The following is a 22,327-nucleotide window of genomic DNA, read 5'->3' as shown; positions in this document are numbered from 1 at the left end:
TTGTTATTTATAAAGTTTTTCTTCTGATGCATTAACTACATCTTGAAATTCCGCTCCTGAATTAGCTAGTACATAAGCAGCAAAACAATTTTCAACAATTGCTCCTTTACTTACGTGGATTTTTTTATTATTTACCATTAAAGCGATTGACGAAGCTGCTAATGTTGCGCTTCCTAAATCACTGAAAATAAAGATTTCATTTATGTGATCGTTATTTTCAATGATTTTTAATATTTCCATTGGTTCAGTTCCAATTTCTTGTCCGGAATTAATACCTCCAATTGCCTCGATTTTAATAAAATTTTCATCAATATCCATCATTTTTATTAAATATTCTTTAATAGTTTTTGCTAATTGATAATAATGACTAATAATTATAAATAATTTTTGCATTATAGTAAAACTTTAATAATATTTTCTAAAATAATTTTACTGCTATATGATCCAGGGTCAATTGTTCCTAGTGATCTTTCTTTTAAATAAGAAGCACGTCCTTTAGTAGCTTGCATATCTTTAGTTTTTTCTACTAAAATAGCTATTTTTTCTAAAAGTTGCTCTTTTAATTTTAAAGAATTTTGCTCAGTTAAAGAAAATTGATTAACAAAATCTGCAAGTGGTTTTCACACATCAAACATTGTTTTTTCATTTTCATTTACTTTTCCAAGCATTTGTAATGTGCTAACAAAACTATTAATTAAAATTTTTAGTTCATTAAATGAAAATTCAGTTACATTTTTTAAATTAGTTGATGCATTTATAAATGACATTCCATATAATGGTCCTGATGCACCACCTACTTTTGCCATCAATGTTCTTCCTACTAACATTAAATATTCACTAATTGATAAATTATTGCTATTAATATTTAAAACTTCAGTAAAACCTCTGACAATATTAAAGCCGTGATCTCCATCACCAATTTGTTGATCTAGTTGTGAAATATAATCTTCATCTTTTTCTAAATCTTTTTTAATATTTTGAAAAATTGTTTCTAATTCGCTAATTGTTATTTTCAACTTTTAACCTCAGTTGGTTCCATTAATAATTCTTTTAATTCATCATCTAGTTTTAATAATGAAATGGAAATTCCTTGCATTTCTAATGAAGTCATAAAATTACCCACATTAGATGTATAAACATTAACATTTTTTTCTTTTAAGTAATTATGAGCATCATTTGCAACGATAAATAATTCCATTTCAGGTGTTCCACCTAAACCATTAATCATTAATGCAACTTCTGAATTTTGATAATTATAATCTTTTAAAATTAAATCTAGCATTTCTTGTACTATTAATTTACTTGATTTAATTGCTTCTCTTTTAATTCCTGGTTCACCATGAATACCTAAACCAAATTCAATTGTATTTTCATCTAATTCAAAAGATTTTTTTCCAGTTGTTGGAATATAAATAGAATTTAATGATATTCCAAAAGTTCGAACATTTTCAATGACTTTTTCAGCAACTCTTTTAACTTCAGAAAGTGAAGCGCCTTTTTGTGCCATTGCACCAGCGATTTTATGAACATAAATAGTTCCGGCAATTCCTCTTCTACCAATTGTTCAAGTAGAATTTTCTACCGCAACATCATCATCTACTAAAACAGTTTCAACTTGTTTATTGTTTGCACTTGCTAATTGTGCTGCAATTTCAAAATTTAATTTATCACCAGTATAATTTTTAATAATTAATAAAGTTCCAGCATTTGAATTTAAATGATTAATTGCTGCTTCAACTTGATCTGGAGTAGGTGATGTAAATACTTCTCCAGCAACAGCTGCACTCAACATTCCTTGACCAACAAACCCCATATGGGCAGGTTCATGTCCAGAACCACCACCTGAAATTAATGCGACTTTATTTTTATCATATTTTGTATCATAAATAACATTAAAATTATCAACTCTTTTTACACTTTTATTTGTTTTTAAAATTCCTTGAATCATTTCTTCAATGATATTATTTTTATCGTTAATTAATTTTTTCATTTTAACTTCTTGTATTTGTATTAAATTATATTAAAGCAAATCCGCCAATGATTGCCCCTGCAACTAATGGAGAAACAACTGGAATTCATGAATATCCTCAATTTGCTCCAACAAATTCTTCTTTTCTACTTTTTAGTACAGTTAATTCCATTAATCAGTAAATAATTCTAGGTCCTAAATCACGAGCCGGATTCAATGCATAACCTGTTGATGAACCTAATGACATACCTAATCCAACAATTAATAGTGTTACAGGAATTGGTCCTAACTGTGATAATGAAGTAACATTAGCTCCTTTAGAAGTGGCGAAAATTAAACCAATTAATGTTAGTGTAGCAACTAATTCATATGAAAAGTTAAATATAGTTGCTTTTTCTTTGTTAGCAAAAGCAGGACCTGTACAGTGATTTCCTCTAACTGTTGCTAAATCAGTTTCTTTAATGTGTTTTCAGTTAATGAAATTTAAAATAATTTGTCCAGCAAATGCTCCTAAAAATTGAAATGGAATAAATGCTAAATGATATGCATCTTTATTAGCTATTGCACTAAATACTGATACGGCAGGATTTAAATGACCAAATCCTCCTAATGATGCTGAAACAATTACTCCCATACAAACAGCAATTCCTCAACCGAAGGTAATTACAACTCATTTTCCAGGTTGATTACCAAACATTCTTTTTGCTGATGTTGCATAACCAACACCATTACCTAATAAAATTAAAACTAGTGTCCCTAAAAATTCGGACAATAATAATAAACTATCCATAATTTCTCCTATTCAATATCTTTAGTTCAATTTAAAGTTTTTTTAACAGCAGTGTTTCATCCTTTAATTAATTTATCAATTTCAGCTTGTGATAATTGTGGTTCAAATACTTTATTGCTACTATTAATTTTTTTAAGTTCTTCAACATCTTTTCAATATCCTACAGCTAATCCTGCTAAATATGAAGCACCTAGTGCAGTAGTTTCAATATTTGATGGTCTTTCAACTTTTAAATTAGAAATTGACGATTGAAATTGCATTAAATAATTTGAATTTGATGCACCACCATCTACTTTTAATAAAATAATTGGTTTTTCTAAATCTTTTTCCATCGCTTTAATTAAATCATTAGATTGATAAGCAATTGAATCTAATGTTGCTTTAATTAAATGTTCTCTTTTAGTACCTCTTTCAAGTCCAAAAATTGCTCCCCTAGAATATGAATCTCAATATGGTGCTCCTAATCCTGTAAATGAAGGAACCACATAAACTCTTTGATCATCTTTTACTAATGAAGCGAAAAAATCTGATTCAGCTGCATTATATAAAATTCTTATTGAATCTCTTAATCATTGTAATGCAGCTCCAGCAACAAAAACTGATCCTTCTAATGCATAAACAACTTTTTCTTTACCTAATTTTCAAGCAATTGTTGTTAATAGTTTATTTTTACTTTTTACTGCTGTTGTTCCTGTATTAACTAAAGTAAAACATCCAGTTCCATATGTATTTTTAACCATCCCAACTTCAGTACACAATTGTCCAAATAATGCTGATTGTTGATCACCTGCTACTCCTGTAATTGGAACTTTACCAACAGCTTTATTTGATCAATAATGAGGACTTACATATCCATAATGTTCAGAAGATGCTTTAACTTCTGGAAGTATTTCTCTTGGAATTTCTAATAAATCTAAAATTTCTTGATCTCAATCTAAAGTGTGAATATTATATAAAAGAGTTCTTGAAGCATTTGAAACATCGGTAGCATGAACTTTACCATCAGTTAATTTTCACATTAATCAAGTATCAATAGTTCCTGCTAGTAATTTATGTTCTTTTAATTTTTGCTGTGCTTCTGGAACATTTTTTAAAATTCATCTAATTTTTGTTCCACTAAAATATGGATTAATAATCAATCCTGTTTTATCAGCAATTTTTTCTGCTAAACCAGATTGAGATGTTAAAGTTTCACAATATTCAGAAGTTCTACGATCTTGTCAAACAATTGCATTATAAACTGGTAGTCCAGTTTCTTTATCTCATAAAACAACTGTTTCCCTTTGGTTTGTAATTCCTAAACCTACAATATCAGTTGATTTAATTTTAGCTTTATGTTTTGCGCTTTGCATTGTTGAAAGTTGAGTATTTCAAATTTCTAATGGATCGTGCTCAACTCAACCTGAATTAGGGAAATATTGTGTAAATTCTGTTTGACTGCTTGCAACAATATTTCCGCCGTGATCAACTACTAAAGAACGACAAGAAGTTGTTCCTGAATCAAGTGTAATAATGTATTTATCTTTCATTTCACTCCTTAAAATCTAACTTTGTATTTTGCATTGTAATTTGGATTTTTTTCTAATTTTAATCCAGCTTTTTCTACCAATTTTGCAATTTCAATCGCAATTGCTGGTGCTGATGCCAGTGCTGGTGATTGCATTCCTGCTGCATTAATGAATTTAACATTTTCTTTTGCTGATCTAATAACAAAATCATTTGTTTCTATATCAATTGGACGAGAACCTGCTAAAGTAATTTCAGTTTTTTCCAATCTAATTGATGGAATAATTTCTTTTCCAATTTCACCGATTAAATCAAATTTTTCTTTTGTCACTAATCTAGTATCTTCTTTAGCAACATTTTCTTGAGCGGTTGGGCCAACTAAAACACGACCGTCAAGCATTGGTGCAACAATTACACCTTTTCCATGAATAGTGGGAACTTTAAAACAAATAGAATTTACAATTCCAGCTTCTGATCTTGATAAAATTCGATACTCTCCACGTCTAGTTGTTTGTTTAAAATCACCATATCCAGCTTTTTCTGCTAAAACATCTGCATAATGACCTGCTGCATTAATTACTACATTTGCTTGAATTTTTTCATTTGATTTTAATGTAATTGTAAATTCATTTTTTTCGTATTTAATATCAGTTACTTCACTATTATTTTTTAGCTCTACACCATTTTGCTCACTTGCTCCTAAAAATGCATAAGTTGCTCGAACCGGTTCAATCGCTCATGAACTTGTACATAATAAAGCTCCAACAACATTAGGATTAACATTGGGCTCTCTTTTTAAAACTTCTTCCTTTGAAATAATTTTTAAAAACTCTTTTGGAACTTTATTAGTCAACCCTCTTTCATAAAGCATATGAACATGTTCCATTTCTTTTTCGTTAAATGCTAAAATCAACGAATCAACTTGTGCTTTAGGAAAATCTAAATCTTGAAAAATTTTTTCTCTTCAAAGTTGATTACCTAAAACATTTAATTTCGCTTCGATTTTACCAGGATCTGGATCAAATCCTCCGTGAATTGCCCCTGAATTTCCCTTTGAAGTTTCATCAGCATACACGGGATTTTTTTCTAATAAAAGTGTTTTTAATTTATATTGTGATAATTCATAGGCGATGGAAGCTCCGATAATTCCTCCACCAATAATTACTATATCGTATTTATGTTTCTGCATCTTCCTCCTAAATTTTATTTATAAGTAAATTCTACGAACAAAAAAAAAAAAAAAACAAGTAAAAAAAATGAAATTTGAATAAATTGCCATTAAAATGGTTCAATTTATTCTTTTTATTATGAATGATTTGAACTATTTTTCGTTAAAAGTAGTTCAAATTAGTTCATTTAGTAAATTTTATATAGTTCTCTTTATAAGTTTAAGTTTAATAAATTAACTAAAATATAAATAATTTTACATTTTTTATTTAAATAAATGATTTTGATGAAACAGTTTTCGTTTTTAACATTTTAAATAAAAAAATCCTATTTTATAATAGAATAGAAAAATTTATCATAAATTTTCGTTAGTCAATTTTCTTAAATTTCATAACCAATTGAAATTGATTTTAATGTAAAAATAATTAATATTTTCTGCATTTAATGATAATTTTTTTAGGAAAAATCGCCTGTTTTTCCCAAATTTTTCCATTTTTTAACAAAAGTGGCAAAAAATTGACATTATATGTGGAGGTTTGTATGAAAAATAATAAAACTTTAGTTTCATTAAAAGAAGCAACTAAAATTATTAAACAATATGAAAAACATCAATGTAAAATCGATTTTAAAGATGAAAAAAAGTGTAGAATTATAATGGAAGGAGAAAAATTGAAAGCACAAGATACTAACGAGAAAAAAATCACACTTAAATCTTTATATAATTTAGTTCTTAATATGCAAAATGTGCTTTTGGATGTTCAAAAACAAACTAATGAAAATTCTGCTGATATTAAAGAAATTAAGGTTGTTCAAGCAGAGCATAGTAAAATTTTGCAAGAACACAGCCAAGATATCAAGGAAATAAAAGTTATTCAAGCACAACACAGCCAAGATATTAAAGAAATCAAAGTTGTTTTAGCAGAACACAGTAGAATTTTGCAAGAACATAGCCAAGATATTAAAGAAATTAAAGCTGTTCAAGCAGAACACAGCCAGGATATCAAAGAAATTAAAGAAGACATTAAAATGTTAAAATCTTTCCACGAAGACGATATTAAAAAATATAAAGATAAAAAGTAATTTAAAATTGATACATTGATTTTTATAAAATAAATGCTTTTTTATAGCAAAATAAAAATAAATTGACTGATAGTTTTTCTTCAGTCAATTTTTCTTAAATTTCATAGCGAATTAAAATTGATTTTAATGTAAAAATAATTAATATTTTCTGCATTTAATGATAATTTTTTTAGGAAAAATCGCCTGTTTTTCCAAAATTTTTCCATTTTTTAACATAAATGGCAAAAAAATGACATTATATGTGGAGGTTTGTATGAAAAATAATAAAACTTTAGTTTCATTAAAAGAAGCAACAAAAATAATTAAGCAATATGAAAAACATCAATGTAAAATCGATTTTAAAGACGAAAAAAAGTGTAGAATTATAATGGAAGGAGAAAAATTAAAAATGCAAGAAACTAACGAGAAAAAAATCACACTTAAATCTTTATATAACTTAGTTCTTAATATGCAAAATGTACTTTTAGATGTGCAAAAACAAACTAACGAAAATTCTGCAGATATTAAAGAAATCAAGATTGTTCAAGCAGAGCATAGTAAAATTTTGCAAGAACACAACCAAGATATTAAAGAAATCAAAGTTGTTTTAGCAGAACATAGTCAAGACATTAAGGAGATTAAAATCGTTCAAGCAGAGCATAGTAAAATTTTGCAAGAACACAGTCAGGATATCAAAGAAATTAAAGAAGACATTAAAATGTTAAAATCTTTCCACAAAGATGATATTAAAAAATATAAAGATAAAAAGTAATTTAAAATTAATACATTGATTTTTATAAAATAAACGCTTATTTTATAGGGAAATAAAAAATGACTGGCATTTTTTATCAGTCATTTTTTTAAATGTTATGATAAATTCATACTAATTATTAAATTTTAAATACATAAAATATTACTAAAAATTTTAAAATAAGTTTTATTTTTTTAAAAAAAATAGCATTAATTAATATGCTAATAATTTTATACTATTCATTTTCCTTACTTTTTTGTTTAGGTTTATATACTTTTTTATTGCCAAAATATTTCAATTCCGGATCTTCTTTCATATAACGACATTCAGGAAATGAAGAACAACCAATAAATCTTTGTCCTGTTTTTTTATTATAACGATAAACAAGTGGTGCATTATTAAAAGGACAATCTTCATTTACTTGTTCTAATTCTAAAGCTGTTTTTGATAAATTTTCTGCTGATTCATTTACTGAATTTTGAAAATTCATTCAAAAATCTTCCATAATTTGTTTATAATTAGCTTTTCCATCTGCTATTAAATCTAATTTTTCCTCTGTGGAAGCAGTGTATTTTTCATTAATAATTTTAGGAGTTGCCTCAAGTAATTTATTTAAAACTATTTTTCCAAATTCAGTTGGTTTTAGAGCTTTATTAATAGTTTCAACATAAAATCTGTCTTTTATAATATTAACAGTGGATGCAAATGTTGAAGGTCTTCCTACTTTAATTTCATCTAATGCTTCAATTAAACTACCTTCATTATATCTACTTGGAGGTTGAGTTTCTTTTGCATATGAATTATATTTTTCTATAGAAATTAAATCACCTTTTTGGTAAACTGGTAACTCTTTTTCATTTTCATAACCAGTTAAAATATGATAACCATCAAAAACAATTGTCGATCCAGTTAATTTAAATTTATGATTGTTATTATTACATTCATATCTTAAAATTTTTCTGATTGGCACAGCCATAATTGCTTGTAAAGTGGTGTAATAAATAATAGAATAAATTTTTGATTCTATTGCTGATAAATTATATTTTGCTTCAGCCATTGCAGGAGTTAAATTACAATCAGTAGGTCTAATAGCTTCGTGAGCATCTTGATCACCAGCAATTCCTTTAATTGTTGTTGATAAATATTTTTCACCGTATTTTGATTTTATATATTTTTGTGCTTGTTTAATAAAAGTTTCACTTAATCTAGTTGAATCGGTTCTTGGATATGAAATTAGTCCTTGATCGCCAAAACCTTCATATAGTTTTTGTAAAACACTTTGGACACTAGAAGCTGCTAATCCAGATTTTTTAAATAAAACTGATTGTTTTAATGGCTCAATTTTTGGATCTGCTTTTGTTGTCGTTTTAACATCATCAACAACTAGATCGCCTTTTAATTCGCTCATTATTTTATCAATATCTTCTGGACTTACTCATTCAGAATTATTATGAAACTTTTTATCTTTATTAAAATAATTAAATATTAATTTATCTTTTGAAAGCGCTTCGATTGTAAAATATTGAACTGGAATAAAATTTTCAATTTCTGTTTCACGATCGATCACTAACTTTAAAGCAACAGATTGTACTCTTCCTGCAGAAGGTTGCACAGGGGAGTTAACTATTTTAGAATTTAACAAATTAGAAAGTCTAAATCCGATAATTCGATCTAACATTCTTCGAGATTTTTGTGCATTTACTAAATTATCATCAATTTTTAAAGGTTTAGAAATTGCATTTTTAATTGCTTCTTCAGTAATTTCATTGTATTTAATTCTTTTATATTTATCATTAATTTTTAAAATATCAACTAAATTAGCTCCGATCGCCTCACCTTCACGGTCGGGGTCAGTTGCAATATAAATTTCATCTGCTTCTTTGGATGCATCTTTTAATTCTTTGATAATTCTCTTTTTGGAAGGATCTTCTTTATATAAAGGTTCTCAATTTTCTAAATCAATACCAAAACCATATTCGCCACTTGTTCTTAACTCAACTATGTGTCCCACAGATGCTAAAACATCATAGTTTTCACCTAAATATTTTTTTATACTTTCAATTTTATTAGGCGATTCGACTATAACTAATTTTTTCATATGCTATAAATTATACAAAAATTAACTAAATTTTATAAATCATTAAATTCTTTTTTGTTAAAAATTCCGATATATGGTAAATTTCTCAGTTTTTCTTTTACATCTAATCCAAAGCCAACTAAAAATTCATCAGGTACATCAATTCCGTATTTATCGGCATTAAAATTATTTTTTCTACCACTTTGTTTATTTAACAAAGTCAATGTTTTTAAACTTTTAGGTTTTTTAGCATTTAATAAATTGACAACTTTTTCAATTGTAATACCCGAATCGATTATATCTTCAATTATTAATACATCTTTATTATAAATATCATATGCTAAATCCATTATTACTTTAACTGATCCAGAAGATTCTTGCATTCCATCATACGATGAAAGTGTCATAAAATCAATAATATGATCTACCTTTACATCTTTTATTAACTGAGCTAAAAAAGGAATAGAACCTTTTAAAAGTCCTACTATTACCAAATCATTTGAATTTTTATAAGTTTCATTAACTCACTGAGCAAGTTCATAAATTACTTTTTCAATATATGCTCTATCATATAAAATTTTAGTTATTCTTTTATCTTGTTCCATTTTTCCTCCTAAATTAAACAAAAATTAGGAAACTGTCCTAATTTTTTTATTTTATTTATTTTTTTGTTGCAGAAGCCACTTGTGCAGCAACTTCAGCTGCAAAATCGCTTTCTTCTTTAGTAATTCCTTCACCAACCTCAAAACGAACTGCATCAATTAAAGCTAATTTTTTAGATTTTAAATATTCACTAACTTTAAATGCTGAATCCATTACAAATTCTTGTAATTCTAAAACATTTTTAGCAAGTTCTTTTTCAACTCTTCCTTTAACCATCATTTCTTTAATTTTTTCTGGTTTGGAAGCATTTTTTGGATCGTTTTCAATTTCAGATTTAATTTCGCTAGTTAATTTAGTTAATTCTTGTTCTGATACTTGCGAAACTAAAGCATATTCAGGATTCATAGCAGCAACATGCATTGAAACATTTCTTGCAGTTTCCGCATCTTTTCCTTCAACTAAAACTAATGATGCCACTCTTCCGTTTGTATGAACATATGCACCAACACTTTGATTATCTGATAAACTAACTTTTTTAACTCTTCTAAATGCGATTTTTTCCCCAATTGTTGCAGTTGCATCTACTGTGAGTTCTTCAATTGTTTTACCATTTTCATCTTTTAATGCAAGTGCTTGTTCGTTTGTAGTAAAATCATTTACTAATAAAATTTTTCCAATTTTATTTACTAATTCAACAAATTGATTATTTTGGGCAACAAAATCAGTTTCTGAATTAACCTCGAAAATTACAGCTCCTTTTTCGTCGGCAACAGCTGATACTAATCCTTCAGCAGCGATTCTTCCAGCTTTTTTAGCTGCTTTTGCTTTTCCATTTTCTTGTAATCAAGCAATCGCTTTTTCAACATTTCAATCAGAAGATTCAAGAGCTTTTTTACAGTCGACCATTGGAGCATCTGTTCTTTCTCTTAATTCTTTAATTAAAGCCATTGTATTTGGTTTTTGCATAATTACTCCTTATTTACTTTCTTTTGTTTCTTTTACTTTTTCTTTTACTTCTTTTGCTTCTTTATTTACTTTATTTTTATTGTTGTCTCTGTTTGAGTTATAAAAATTTCTTTTTGATTGATTTGAAAATTATTTTTTCTCTTTTTCAGGATCTTCAGGTAAAACAACTTTAGCATCTTCTTGATAAGCAAATTGTGCTTTTCCGTTTTTAGCTGTAACAATAGCGTCAGCTAAAATTGTTATAATTAATGTTAATGATTTAACAGAATCGTCGTTTGCAGGAATTCCAAAATCAACTAATGTTGGATCAACATCTGTATCAATAATACCAATAACTTTAATTCCTTTTTTACGAGCTTCTTTAACCGCGATAATATCAGCTTTAGGATCAGCAATAATCATAACTTGCGGAAGTTGTTTCATATTTCTAATACCATTTAAATTTTTATGTAATTTTTCTAGTTCTTTAGTTTTTAAAACACCTTCTTTTTTTGTATAACCTTCAAAATTAGTTTCAGCTAATTTTTCTAAATCTTGCATTTCTCTAACTCTAGAGAAAATTGTTCTACTATTTGTTAATGTTCCACCTAATCATCTTTCTGAAACAAAAACTGAATTCGTTCTTAAAGCTTGTTCTTCAATAACTTTTTTAGCTTGTCTTTTTGTACCAACAAAAATAAATGATGCTCCTTTAGAAGCAAATTTTTGAATTAATTTATAAGCAAATTCTAATGCTTTTTGAGTTTTTAAAATGTCAATAATATGTGTACCCATTTTTTTTGTATGAATATATGGTTTCATTTTTGGGTTTCATTGAGAAGCTTTATGTCCAAAATATGTACCTGCTTCTAATAATTTTTGCTTAGAAACTATTTCTTTTTCTGCTGAACTAGTTTCTTTTGCTAATAATTCTTCGTTTTTTTCTGTCATGTTTTTCCTTTTTATTTTGTATTTGTTATTCTTCCTATAGTTTCTAACAATCAGCACCCTTCTCAGGCACACCCAATTGAATTCACTATAGTGCTTTTTATAAAATTTATATATAAATTGTATCATTTTTATTTTAAATAACAAATATTCTTATTTAATTAATAATTTTGTAATTAAAATTTAATAAAAAAGTAGAAATCGCAAAATTTCTACTTAAATTATTAAATATTGTAATTATGGAGTGATATTTTTAATTGGTGTTATTTTTATCATAACATCATCATAATTTCTTTCATCAACTAAAACAGGGAATACTTTATTGTTAAAATCGAATGCTTGAGATCATAAACCGATAAATCTTACGGTTTTTCCAACCGGAATTTCTTCATCGTCTTTAATATTTAATGTTGATGGTTTTAAATAGAATGTATTTGTATTTCCATAAATTTGAACACCATCTCCGTTTTTATCTCCTGCAAAATATAATGTACCAGTACTTTGATCAATAAACACTGCATAAACATAATGTCAATAAGAACCGGTTCCATTATTAACACTTGATTGTTGGGTTCCATAATTTACAGTAAATTGATTAGTATTTGGATCGAAAGATGTTTTTACTATTCTAAAATAATCATTATTTCTATCAGTGTGATTATTAAGTGATCCGGGTCTTTCTATAACATTTATTTTACCATCTTTGCTGGATACAACACCCTTAATCGCATTTAACGAAACACCTCTACCTGAAACAGTATTACTATTTCCTGTAATTCCGTCTAAAGTTGGATGAGTTGGGTTAACATACATATAATTTTGATCTCTTAATTTATCAGCTAATAAAGTAATACCATCACTTGTATCGGATATATTCGAATTAGAATTGTGAGTTGGAATTTGCATTATTAAGGCTGAAAATTCATCAGGATTAATTCTCAATAATCTTCCTGCTAAATTGTTATTATTCATTACTGCTGAATCATCAAATCTAAAAAAGATTGAAAAATTAACATAATTTTGATCAGAAGTTTCTCTTTTTACAGAAATTCTATCAACTGATGGATTTAATTCCCTTCAAATTCTGCCGTTTTGAAAAAAGGAATGGTCTTGTTTTAAATAGAAGTTAGATAATGTTTTTTGATGTCTTTTATCTCAATATTCACCAACAAATGCACCATCAGAATTATCTCCGATTTTAGTTCCATTACTATTTTTTTTGAAATTATCGCTTCCAAATGCTTCAATTGTTTGGAAGGTAAAGTGAGTTGGATATGGACTGTTAGTTCGATCTCAAGTATTTGCTGAATTAAATGGACCGTTATTAATTGGTGTATCAGCAAGGACTCTCATCGGATCATAAACTCTTAGCGCTATACCTAATCAATTATTTCCACTATATCTTGGATAAGAAATTTCATCAACAATTAATTGTGCTTTTAATAAACTATTTAACTCATTACCTTTTTCATCAACCGAAACGCTAAATTGTTTTGCTACAGTATTATCAGTTTTTTCCATATATGTAATATTAGAAAAACTAAATGAAAATTCTTTTCCAATATATTCTTTAATATCTCTAGTTGCAAATTCAACAATTAAATTCGGATCGTTGCTTCCTGGTTTTTCTTGTTTTAATCTTATTGCTCTAGAATCAATTGTACCTTGACTCACAATTGTTTCAGTTCCTTGAGCATCAAATTGTTTTTGTTTTCAATTAATAGAAACATTTCAATTACTTATTGTTGCTCAATGTAAAGAATTTTTTGGATCGTTAAATGTAAATCTAAATTTATTAATATATGCATATTCATTGTTAGTACCATCAACTGTTAATTCGTTAGTTGTTAATTTTTCAGATTTTAATGGACTAATAGTGGAAATTGTTGGTTGTTTTCTTAAAGTTGAAAACTGATTATTTCCCGTTAAGTTGAATGTAACTCTTTCATATGCTTCTGATAAATCTTTAACAGCAATAATTCGATAATTTGTTCCTGGCTTTAAATTTTCATATCTACCTAAAATAAACTCAAAATTATGTTTATTTTGCTCGTCGATTTTAATATTAACTGCCGAAGTTTTTAATTCTCCAGTAGGAACTGAAGTATAATCTAACTCTTGATAAACTAAATTTAAAGTTTTACCTACTAAAATGTCATTAATTTCAGGATTTGCGCTGAATTTTACCCTTGAAATTAAATAATCATCTTGATAGTTATAACCTAAATCTCCAGTATCTTGATTACCATCATATACTTGTTGAATATAAGTTAAATCAATATTGCTAATTTTAGTTCTAAAACTTTTACTTGTTTCATATTTTTGACCTTGATCAAATAAATGAGAAAAGGCGATTTGCTCATTACTATCAGCATCGGTCAATGCTTGAATTTCATATTCGGTATTTTTTTGTAAACCAGTAATATTAAATTCAACTTTTGCATCGTTTGTTTTTATTTGAGTAACTTCGTGTGCTAAAGGATTAGCTTTATTTTTTTCAACAACTCTAATTTTTACACGTCTATTATTTAAATAATTACCCATATCAACGAAACTAACAGTAACTTTATGGTGATTTTCACTAACTGGCGTATTAGTAATTGTTGCTACTTGAGCTTTAGTATAGAAACTGTTATTTTTTTGTTGTAAATGGCTTGGTTCAACACTTACAAAGGCAGGTAATACAGTTATTCCAATAATTTCATATTGCATTCCGCCTTCTAAATTATTTAAAGTGAAAATAGCATTTTTATCATTATATTGAACATTAGAAATTTCACTTTTAAAAATTCTTCCAGAACCATCTTTTGGACTATAAATAATTCAAGCACGCTGATTATGACGAATAAATTCATCATTAAATGGAACAGTAACTGTTGCTGAACTGGCACTAATATTAGAATAACTAATATTTTCAGTTTCTCTTAAATATGTTTTTTCAATAAAGGCATTAAATTCCATTTGATTATTATCAGATTGCACATCTTGATTAAAGTTAATATTACTATTATTTGAAGTTCTTCTAATTCATTGAATTCGATATTTAAATCCTGGATATAAATCAGCAAAATTGAAAATAATTTTGGAACTATTGTTATTATTATCGACAACAACATTTGCAGTTGCTGTAGTTGCATGTAAATAACCTAAAGAAACAATTTGATCAGTTGTAATAACTGAAACTCTTAATTGTTCATTATCTGTTAAATTTAAGTTTGTATTATCAAAATTTACTTCCATAGTTGCACGAGAGTTATTTCCATTTTGAACATCATATGGATTAGTAATAACATGTTCATTAGAAATGGTAGAAATTCTAGAAACAGCTGCTTGAGTATTAACTAGTGCTGCTGGTTGATCGTTATTTAATAAAACAGCTGAAATATAATTATTTTCATTTGCTTTAGTAAAAATTACTTCAGTTATTTTATAACTTTCTCCCCCTTTTAAATTAGAAACATCAAATACAGCTTGTTTATTAGAAATTGTTTTAGCATTTGGATATGAAACAATTTCGCTAATTGTATTTTTTGTTGTATATTTAATATTTACATTTCATCCATCATTTAAAAAATCATCATACTGTCCAAAATTTAAAGTAAATTGTCCTGTTGTTGCTTGTGCATCAACATTTGATGTTATTGTTACATCAGCAGTTTGGAAACTTGTTCTAAATCTTTTATTAGTTTCATCATCATTTTCACTAGTAAAATTGTATGTTTGATTATTAAATGAAACAGAAACTATTTCATATTCTGTATTTTTTAATAAATTGTCTAAATCGACAGTAAAGCCCTTATTATTATTATTATTATTATTATACACAAAGGAATGGGTTAATAAGGTTGCATCATTAACCTTTTTATAAGTTAAAATTCCTTGTTCATTTGCATTAATAGTATTGTTTTTATCAATTAATTCAATGTTTAAACTAGCAGTTTTTTCAATTGAAGTATCAGCAATAACTGTTCCTAAAGCTGCTTTGGTTTTAAAAGTTAAATCTAAATTTTCTTTGAATTTAACTTTTACATGGTTATCAGCAATTATTCCACTTTCACTTTCAGTTAAACTAACAATTGAATAAATATCTCCTGCTTTTAAATCAGTTAAATTAAAAGTAACTTGATAGTTATTATTAACATTTTGCACAGTTGCTGCTTGACTTTTAAATAAAGCACCAGTGGTATTAGATGAATAAGTTAAATATAACTGCTTTGCACTTACATTAGGGGTAACTGTCGAAGCTCCTGCCATAAACTTATCTACTGCATCAAAGCCTAAAGTAACAGTTGCACTTTCCGCTTCTAATGTAGTATTTAATGTTTTGGATGTAACTGTTGCATTTTTGTATGTAGTACTAAATGTTTTTTGCTCTTGAGTTACTTGAGCATCAAAAGGCATTTGGTTATTATTTAATAAAACTTTTTTGATTTTATAAGTTTGTGCTTTTTCTAAATTATTTAAATAGATAATTGCTTCTGAATCTTCAGGATTTTTAGCAATTGTCATATTAACTGGATCACTAGTAATTTCAACATCCGATCCATCAACTGTATAAACGATTTTAGTTTCTAGTCCAAGATATGTTTGGGAAATGTCGCTAATTTTTACTACTACTTGAGCACTTTGATCTTCGCTAGTAGTTTCAATTGATTTAACATCAGGAACTGTTGAAAAGTATTTATCAGCAATTGCGATTGTATCACTTAAATAAATTCTTACATTATAAGGGTTATTAGGATTAACATTAGAGGAATTGAAATTATCATTTTTAAAAGTAACGGTTGCAATTTCATATGAACCTTGAGTAAAATTATCTTGATTTACTGTAAAACTAAAATCAGCTTTTAATTTATTTTCATTTTGCACATAAGTTACAGTTGCATCTTTAGTTAAAATATTCTCTTGTCCTTTTAAACGATAATTTAAAGTTATTTGATTATAAGAATCTAAATAATTTTTATTTTCTAGATCAAAATATAGTGAAAAATTAACCTGATTAGTTGTTGAAACTTTATTAGAAATTTCACTAACTGTTAATTTTTTAGGAATTACTTTAAATCTTTTTTGATTATCATCAACTGAATCTTCTCATTCTAGAGCAACATCTTGATTATTTTTCACTAGTGTTAAACTAGTAATTTTATAATCAACAAATTCTTCTAAATCGTTTAAAACAAATATTGCTTTATTTAAATTTATAGTTGAAGGAGTGGAAGTAAAAACAGTGTTTGGTTGATTTTCTTTAATATAAGAAATTTTTAATGATTGTTGATCAGTTGTTGATTTTAAATCTTTTAAATCAACTTCAACTGTTCATTTTTTCTCTAGTTCGTGTTTATAATTTCTTATTGCTCGTCCAGTTGGTAAGGTATTAAATTCTTTATTATTTGTAGCACTTAAAGCATTATAAACAATAATATTATCAATTAATTCTTTTAAAATTCTAATATTAGCCCCATGGCCTAAATTATTTAAATTATATGTATAAGTTACTCAATTACCTTCTACAATGGCATTAGCTGGATCTGAAATAGTATTACTTTGATGATCGCTGCTACGATATTCAATTTTCATTGGCACATTATTTTCTACTAAGAAAATATTTTCTGATTTAGAAAATTTTAATTTTACTGTTCCAGAATTATTAGTAATATTAGAATATTCTAATTCACTTAATGATGCAGTTTTAGGTACGACAGTAAATTCTTTAGTTGTTCCTAAACTATCATTTCATACTAAATCAGTTTCAACATTTTGATCGTTTAAATAAGTAATTCTACTAATTACATAAGTTTTATTTCTAACTAGATTTTGATTAATATTAAAATCTACAGTTGAAAAATTAACTCTGGCACTAGTGCTAAATACTTGTTGATCATTAGTTTTTTCATAATAATAAAGTTTTAGTTCTTTATTATCAAAAGAATCAGGATCAGAAGATCCTGATAGTGGATCTTTTAAAATAACATTAACTTTATAATTTAATTCAGTAACTGCAAATGGTGAAATTGCCGAAATTTCAGGATTAGTTACAATTCTTTTATCATTGTCGCTTATTGAATTATCAAATACAGTTTTGTTGATTGAAGTGCTAACAACTTCGTTAATTGAATAAACCGATCCTGCTTCAAGACCATTTAAATTAAATGTGGCAGAAACTTCTTTTGTTGGACCGTTATTTGTTACAACATAATTAGCTGTGGTCTGCTGAATGTCATTCGATCCTTGTTTTCTTCATTTTAAAACAACTTGTTGACCTTCTAAAAAGCTATCACTTTCTGGTAAAGTAATTTTAACAGTTGCACTATTGTTAGTTGAACTAGTAGTAATTGTTTGCACACTAACAGTTGTTGGAACTAATGTAAATTGCTTGCTTTGAGCAGTAACTGATGTTTTTTCAGTTATTACATTATTAAATGTATTTCCTGATGCATCATCAGGAATTTTAATATTTTCAATTACATATGATCCTGATTTAACTAAGTTAGTTAAATTAAATACTACTTGTCCATTATTAATAGTTGCAACATCTGATTCTATTACATTATTACTATTAGCTAATTTATAAAATAATTTAGCATTATAGTTATTTTTAACTCTTGGTAAATCAGTTAATGATACAACAACTTTAACACTAGTATCTGAAGTTTGAAAAATTTGATAATTATCTACAACTGTGTCAGTGTAAAATATTCTTTGAGTTAAAGTTTGATTTAATACAGGTTTATAATCACCAATTTCAAAATCAATAATTTCATAACGATTACCAGGCAGTAAATTATTAATATTTACAGTTGCTTGATTATTATTAATTACAACTCCGGGTCTTATTTCTTTAATTTCAGTTGAATCTAAACTTCGATATTTTAATACAACTGTTTGTCCGTTAACAAAAGCATCTTTATCATCAAATTTTAATGTTATATTAGCATTATCATTTTGCTTATTAATTACAAGCTCTTTAACTGTTACTGAACTAGCTTGAGTTTGGAAAAAGGAATTTTGATCTAATATTTTCCGTTTTTCAACATCATTTTCTCAAGCAATTGGTTGATCGTTAGTAGTTTTAACACTAACAACCTTCATTTTTTTAGCTTTAGGTAAATCTTTAATGTTAAATACATATAAACCAGTATTGGAATTTGCACTTGTTGAATAAATTTTACCAATTGGATTATTATTTTGATCAACTTCTTGTAATTCGATTTTTAATTCTTGATTTATTATTTCTCTTTGTGAATCGTTAAATCTAGCATAAATGGTTGCTGATGCTTCTTCTAAAGTTTCAATTTCTAAAGAAGCTAAAGTCGCTAGTGTTGAAAAACTTTTTTGCTCTTCAGTTAAGTTAGTTAAATAAACAGTAATTGGTTTATTGTCAATTAATTCGATTGTATCATTATCTTTAGTTTTTAAATCAAAACCAGTTATATAATATGTTGAACCATCTTGTAAATTATTTAAATTAAATGTATATTTTTTAGAAGTTGAATCAATAACTGCTTCTACTTCTAAATCAACTGGATCAACTTGTCCTCTTAAACGATATTTCATTTTTAAAGGGAAATTGTGTTTAAACATCGCTTGATCTAAATCATTAAATGTAACTTCTAAACTAGCACTAGAAGTGGTTTTTTGCACTTGATTAATATTTAAAACATTGGCAGTATCGAAAGTAGTTCAAAATGTTTTATTTGCTTCGGTAATTGAGTGATTGAAAGTAAGGGCTGAAGCAACACTATTTTCTATTACTTCAACTTTTTCAATTACATATTTACTTACTTTATTTAAATTGGTTAAATCAAAAATTGCTTTATTGTTAATATTATCGACTAAAGAACTTTCAAGTGTTTGCTCACCTGTGTCATTAGTTGTTTTATATGTTAATTTTAATTGTTTATTAGTAAATTCATTTGATGCATCAGCTAAAGCAACAATTACTCTTGCTTCTCGCTCTTGAATATTATCAAATTCAATGGCTTTAATACCGTTTTTAGTAGCAAAAACTTTATTTATTTCTTGAATTGTAGTTGGATTATAGTCGATTTTCGGTAGTGGTTTACCGCTATTATCATTAGCATTTCTTTTAATTTCTAAGCTATGAATAATATATTTTGTACCAATTTCTAAATTATCAAAACTATAATTTACTGTTGATTGATCGTTAATAACCGCTTCTTTAACATCGTTTGAAACAATTGATGAGCCTAATTTACGATATTTTAAAATTAATGTTGAATTATTAACAAAACTAGATTGACTATCAAATTGTAAAGTTAAATTAGCTTGTGTAATCGAAATTGGTGTGAAAGAAATATTATTAACTAATGCTAAATTAGCAGTAGTGAAAAATCTTCTTTTTTCTTCAGTTATTAATGGTGAAACAGTTAATAATTCACTGTCATTATTGGAATTAAGATGATTTTCTACACTTACAGATTTAATTTCATAAACTTTACTTTGAACTAAATCTCTTAAATTAAATGTGGCAAAATTATTTTTAATAGTTGAACTTGCAACTTTAAGTTCATTAGTTGGATCTTCAACATCAACATATTTAATTGTTACTGTTTTATTTTCAAATGATAAATCATTATCATATCCATTTTTAAATACTAGCGATAAATCAACTGAAGTATCATCACCTTTATAAAAAATGTCATTTAATGTTGCTTTAGTAATAAATCTTCTTTTAATTCCATCCATTAAAGAAGAGAATTTTAGTTGTAAACTGTTTTCAACAATATTTTTACTTGGATCATCATCTAATGTTATTTCATTAACATTATATATTGTTCCTCCTGATAAATTATTAACAGTAAATTGAGCGAAAATTCTTTCACCCTCTTTTTGGATAACAACTCCATCATTTTGCTTATCAGGAACAATATTTTCAACATTTGTTCCAGCTTCAGAATAATTCAATCTCACTTTTCGATTTACTAAAAAATCTTGTGATTTAGCAAAATCAACAGTAATTAAAGTGCTATTTTCACTTGTTTTTTCTATATCATAATTAATATCATCGATAATAACATTAGAAATAGTTGGAATAAAGTGCTTTTGACTTTCTTGGAAAGTTTCTTTATATTTAAATGGAACTTTTTCATTATTTATTTCTGTTCCAATTTCAGTAATTGAATAATCAACTAGCCCCTTTAAATTTAACAAGTTAAATCTTGCATAATTTCCTACTATATCAGCAAAAGCAACTTGAGTTTCGCTTTCATTATCAGGTTTATATTTTAAATAAGCAATTTTATTGTTTTCTGTCATTAAATCATCTTTTAATTTAACTACAATATATGCTGATTTTTCAGCCTCGGTATTAACAGAAATATTTTCAACAACCGCTTTAGTTGAAAATGCTCATTTATCAGGAGTTTCCCTGCCGATAGAAATTTGAACAATTTCTGATGCAATTGCTAAATCAGGAGAGTACATATTAATAATTTCATAGGAAGTTCCCGGTGATAATTGATTTAAGTTTAATGATGCTTTATATACATCAACTTCCTGATTATTTAATAATTCTTTTGCTTTAACAATTTGAATTTTTTTCATAAGCGGTTGTTTATAACTTATTGATTGATCTAAATTCTTAACTCTTTCAGCAAAATAAACATCGATAAATTTATTTTCAATGTCTTGGTCTTTTTTATCAAAGTAAAAATCAAGATCTAATGAAGTTTCTTTAACATTTAAAACATTCATTTTCTCTAAAGTACTTTGAATAATTGGTGTTCTAAATTCGTTATTTACCTTTTTATTTATGTCAATTAAACGATTGTTAACAATTATTTTATCGACAAAATAATCGACATTTCTTTCAAGATTATCAAAAGTAGCATCTAAAGAAATTACCGATTGTTTTTTTGCCACTTTATCTAATTCGCTTGTTAATTTAATTGTTGATTTAACTTTATGTTCCACTGATTGATCAGCTACTTTTTTAATAATAACTTCGGCTTCTTGATCCTTTAATGCCATTTCTTCATCGGCAAAAGTCATTTTAAGATTTGCTTGTTTTTGATTAAATTCATAATTAATGGAATTTACTTCTGGTTTGGTGATGATAAAAGAAGAGTTTTTATGAATATCGAAGGTGAAATTTACCTTTTTTAAGTCTAAAATTTGAAATGTATAAATCTTACCAGCTTCAAGATTTTTTAAATCAATTGAATAAGATTTTTTATTTGCATTATATTTAACAGTTTGAGTATCAAAAATTCGATTTGAAAAATGTTCTAAAATATTAATATTTAAATCGGGTTTATTTTCAAGCGATTCACGAGCAACATTAGACATTGAATTATAATCTAATTTAAAATCAATTGTTGCTCCGTTTTCAAAAATATTAGTACTTTGAAACTCTTCCACTTTAATTAATTCATTTTTTTCAAACTTATTTAATAAAAGCGGAATTAAACCGAGCGATGTTCCTAATGCAGAACCGAATGTCGCTCCTAATATTAATCCTTTTTTATTTTTTGCTTTCTTCATATGTCTTCC

Annotated in this window: 13 protein-coding genes; 2 read left to right on the top strand and 11 right to left on the bottom strand. The window is 26.7% G+C overall.

Translation table 4 applies throughout. The features are described 5' to 3' along the window. Window positions 1-3 precede the first annotated feature (3 nt). From QEG99_RS01750 to glpO, 6 genes are read right to left on the bottom strand one after another with little or no spacing between them, the layout of a single operon-like run. Window positions 4-393 carry a PTS-dependent dihydroxyacetone kinase phosphotransferase subunit DhaM gene (locus QEG99_RS01750; protein WP_280102293.1) on the bottom strand — a complete coding sequence of 130 codons (390 nt, stop codon included), beginning with the start codon at window positions 391-393 and terminating at the stop codon, window positions 4-6. After that, window positions 393-1,016, bottom strand: a complete 624-nt coding sequence (gene dhaL / locus QEG99_RS01745; protein WP_280102292.1) for a dihydroxyacetone kinase subunit DhaL — start codon at window positions 1,014-1,016, stop codon at window positions 393-395. Before dhaL ends, QEG99_RS01750 begins: the two co-directional genes overlap by 1 nt. Further along, on the bottom strand, window positions 1,007-1,990 hold the full coding sequence (gene dhaK / locus QEG99_RS01740) for a dihydroxyacetone kinase subunit DhaK (protein ID WP_280102291.1): 984 nt from the start codon (window positions 1,988-1,990) through the stop codon (window positions 1,007-1,009). The genes dhaL and dhaK overlap by 10 nt, the downstream gene beginning before the upstream one ends. A gap of 25 nt (window positions 1,991-2,015) precedes the next feature. Next, a complete protein-coding gene (locus QEG99_RS01735; protein ID WP_280102290.1) occupies window positions 2,016-2,759 on the bottom strand; it encodes an MIP/aquaporin family protein in 744 nt (247 codons plus the stop codon). A gap of 8 nt (window positions 2,760-2,767) precedes the next feature. Next, the gene (glpK, locus tag QEG99_RS01730; protein WP_280102289.1) at window positions 2,768-4,288 is read right to left on the bottom strand and encodes a glycerol kinase GlpK; all 1,521 of its coding nucleotides are present in this window, start codon (window positions 4,286-4,288) and stop codon (window positions 2,768-2,770) included. Between the two features lie 8 nt (window positions 4,289-4,296). Next, window positions 4,297-5,454, bottom strand: a complete 1,158-nt coding sequence (gene glpO / locus QEG99_RS01725; RefSeq protein WP_280102288.1) for a type 2 glycerol-3-phosphate oxidase — start codon at window positions 5,452-5,454, stop codon at window positions 4,297-4,299. A 518-nt stretch (window positions 5,455-5,972) separates the two neighbouring features. Between glpO and QEG99_RS01720 the strand changes: the two genes are divergently transcribed. Further along, window positions 5,973-6,512, top strand: a complete 540-nt coding sequence (locus QEG99_RS01720; protein ID WP_280102287.1) for a hypothetical protein — start codon at window positions 5,973-5,975, stop codon at window positions 6,510-6,512. Between the two features lie 253 nt (window positions 6,513-6,765). After that, window positions 6,766-7,263 (top strand): hypothetical protein, encoded by a 498-nt coding sequence (locus tag QEG99_RS01715; protein ID WP_280102286.1) that lies wholly within the window; start codon window positions 6,766-6,768, stop codon window positions 7,261-7,263. 214 nt (window positions 7,264-7,477) lie between these two features. Here QEG99_RS01715 and topA read toward each other — a convergent pair whose 3' ends face one another. From topA to QEG99_RS01690, 5 genes are all read right to left on the bottom strand, one after another. Then, a complete protein-coding gene (gene topA, locus QEG99_RS01710) occupies window positions 7,478-9,340 on the bottom strand; it encodes a type I DNA topoisomerase (RefSeq protein WP_280102285.1) in 1,863 nt (620 codons plus the stop codon). 32 nt (window positions 9,341-9,372) lie between these two features. Continuing rightward, window positions 9,373-9,924 (bottom strand): hypoxanthine phosphoribosyltransferase, encoded by a 552-nt coding sequence (gene hpt / locus QEG99_RS01705; protein WP_280102284.1) that lies wholly within the window; start codon window positions 9,922-9,924, stop codon window positions 9,373-9,375. Window positions 9,925-9,979: 55 nt separating this feature from the next. Continuing rightward, the gene (gene tsf / locus QEG99_RS01700) at window positions 9,980-10,888 is read right to left on the bottom strand and encodes a translation elongation factor Ts (RefSeq protein WP_280102283.1); all 909 of its coding nucleotides are present in this window, start codon (window positions 10,886-10,888) and stop codon (window positions 9,980-9,982) included. Between the two features lie 129 nt (window positions 10,889-11,017). Then, window positions 11,018-11,818: a 30S ribosomal protein S2 gene (gene rpsB / locus QEG99_RS01695; protein WP_280102282.1), complete on the bottom strand. Its 801-nt coding sequence runs from the start codon at window positions 11,816-11,818 to the stop codon at window positions 11,018-11,020. A gap of 234 nt (window positions 11,819-12,052) precedes the next feature. After that, window positions 12,053-22,318 carry a DUF1410 domain-containing protein gene (locus tag QEG99_RS01690; RefSeq protein WP_280102281.1) on the bottom strand — a complete coding sequence of 3,422 codons (10,266 nt, stop codon included), beginning with the start codon at window positions 22,316-22,318 and terminating at the stop codon, window positions 12,053-12,055. Between the last annotated feature and the right edge of the window lie 9 nt (window positions 22,319-22,327).

The organism is Mesomycoplasma lagogenitalium, assembly GCF_029854295.1.
In the GTDB taxonomy this organism is placed as follows: domain Bacteria; phylum Bacillota_I; class Bacilli_A; order Mycoplasmatales; family Metamycoplasmataceae; genus Mesomycoplasma_A; species Mesomycoplasma_A lagogenitalium.
This window is presented reverse-complemented; position numbering and strand designations above follow the sequence as displayed.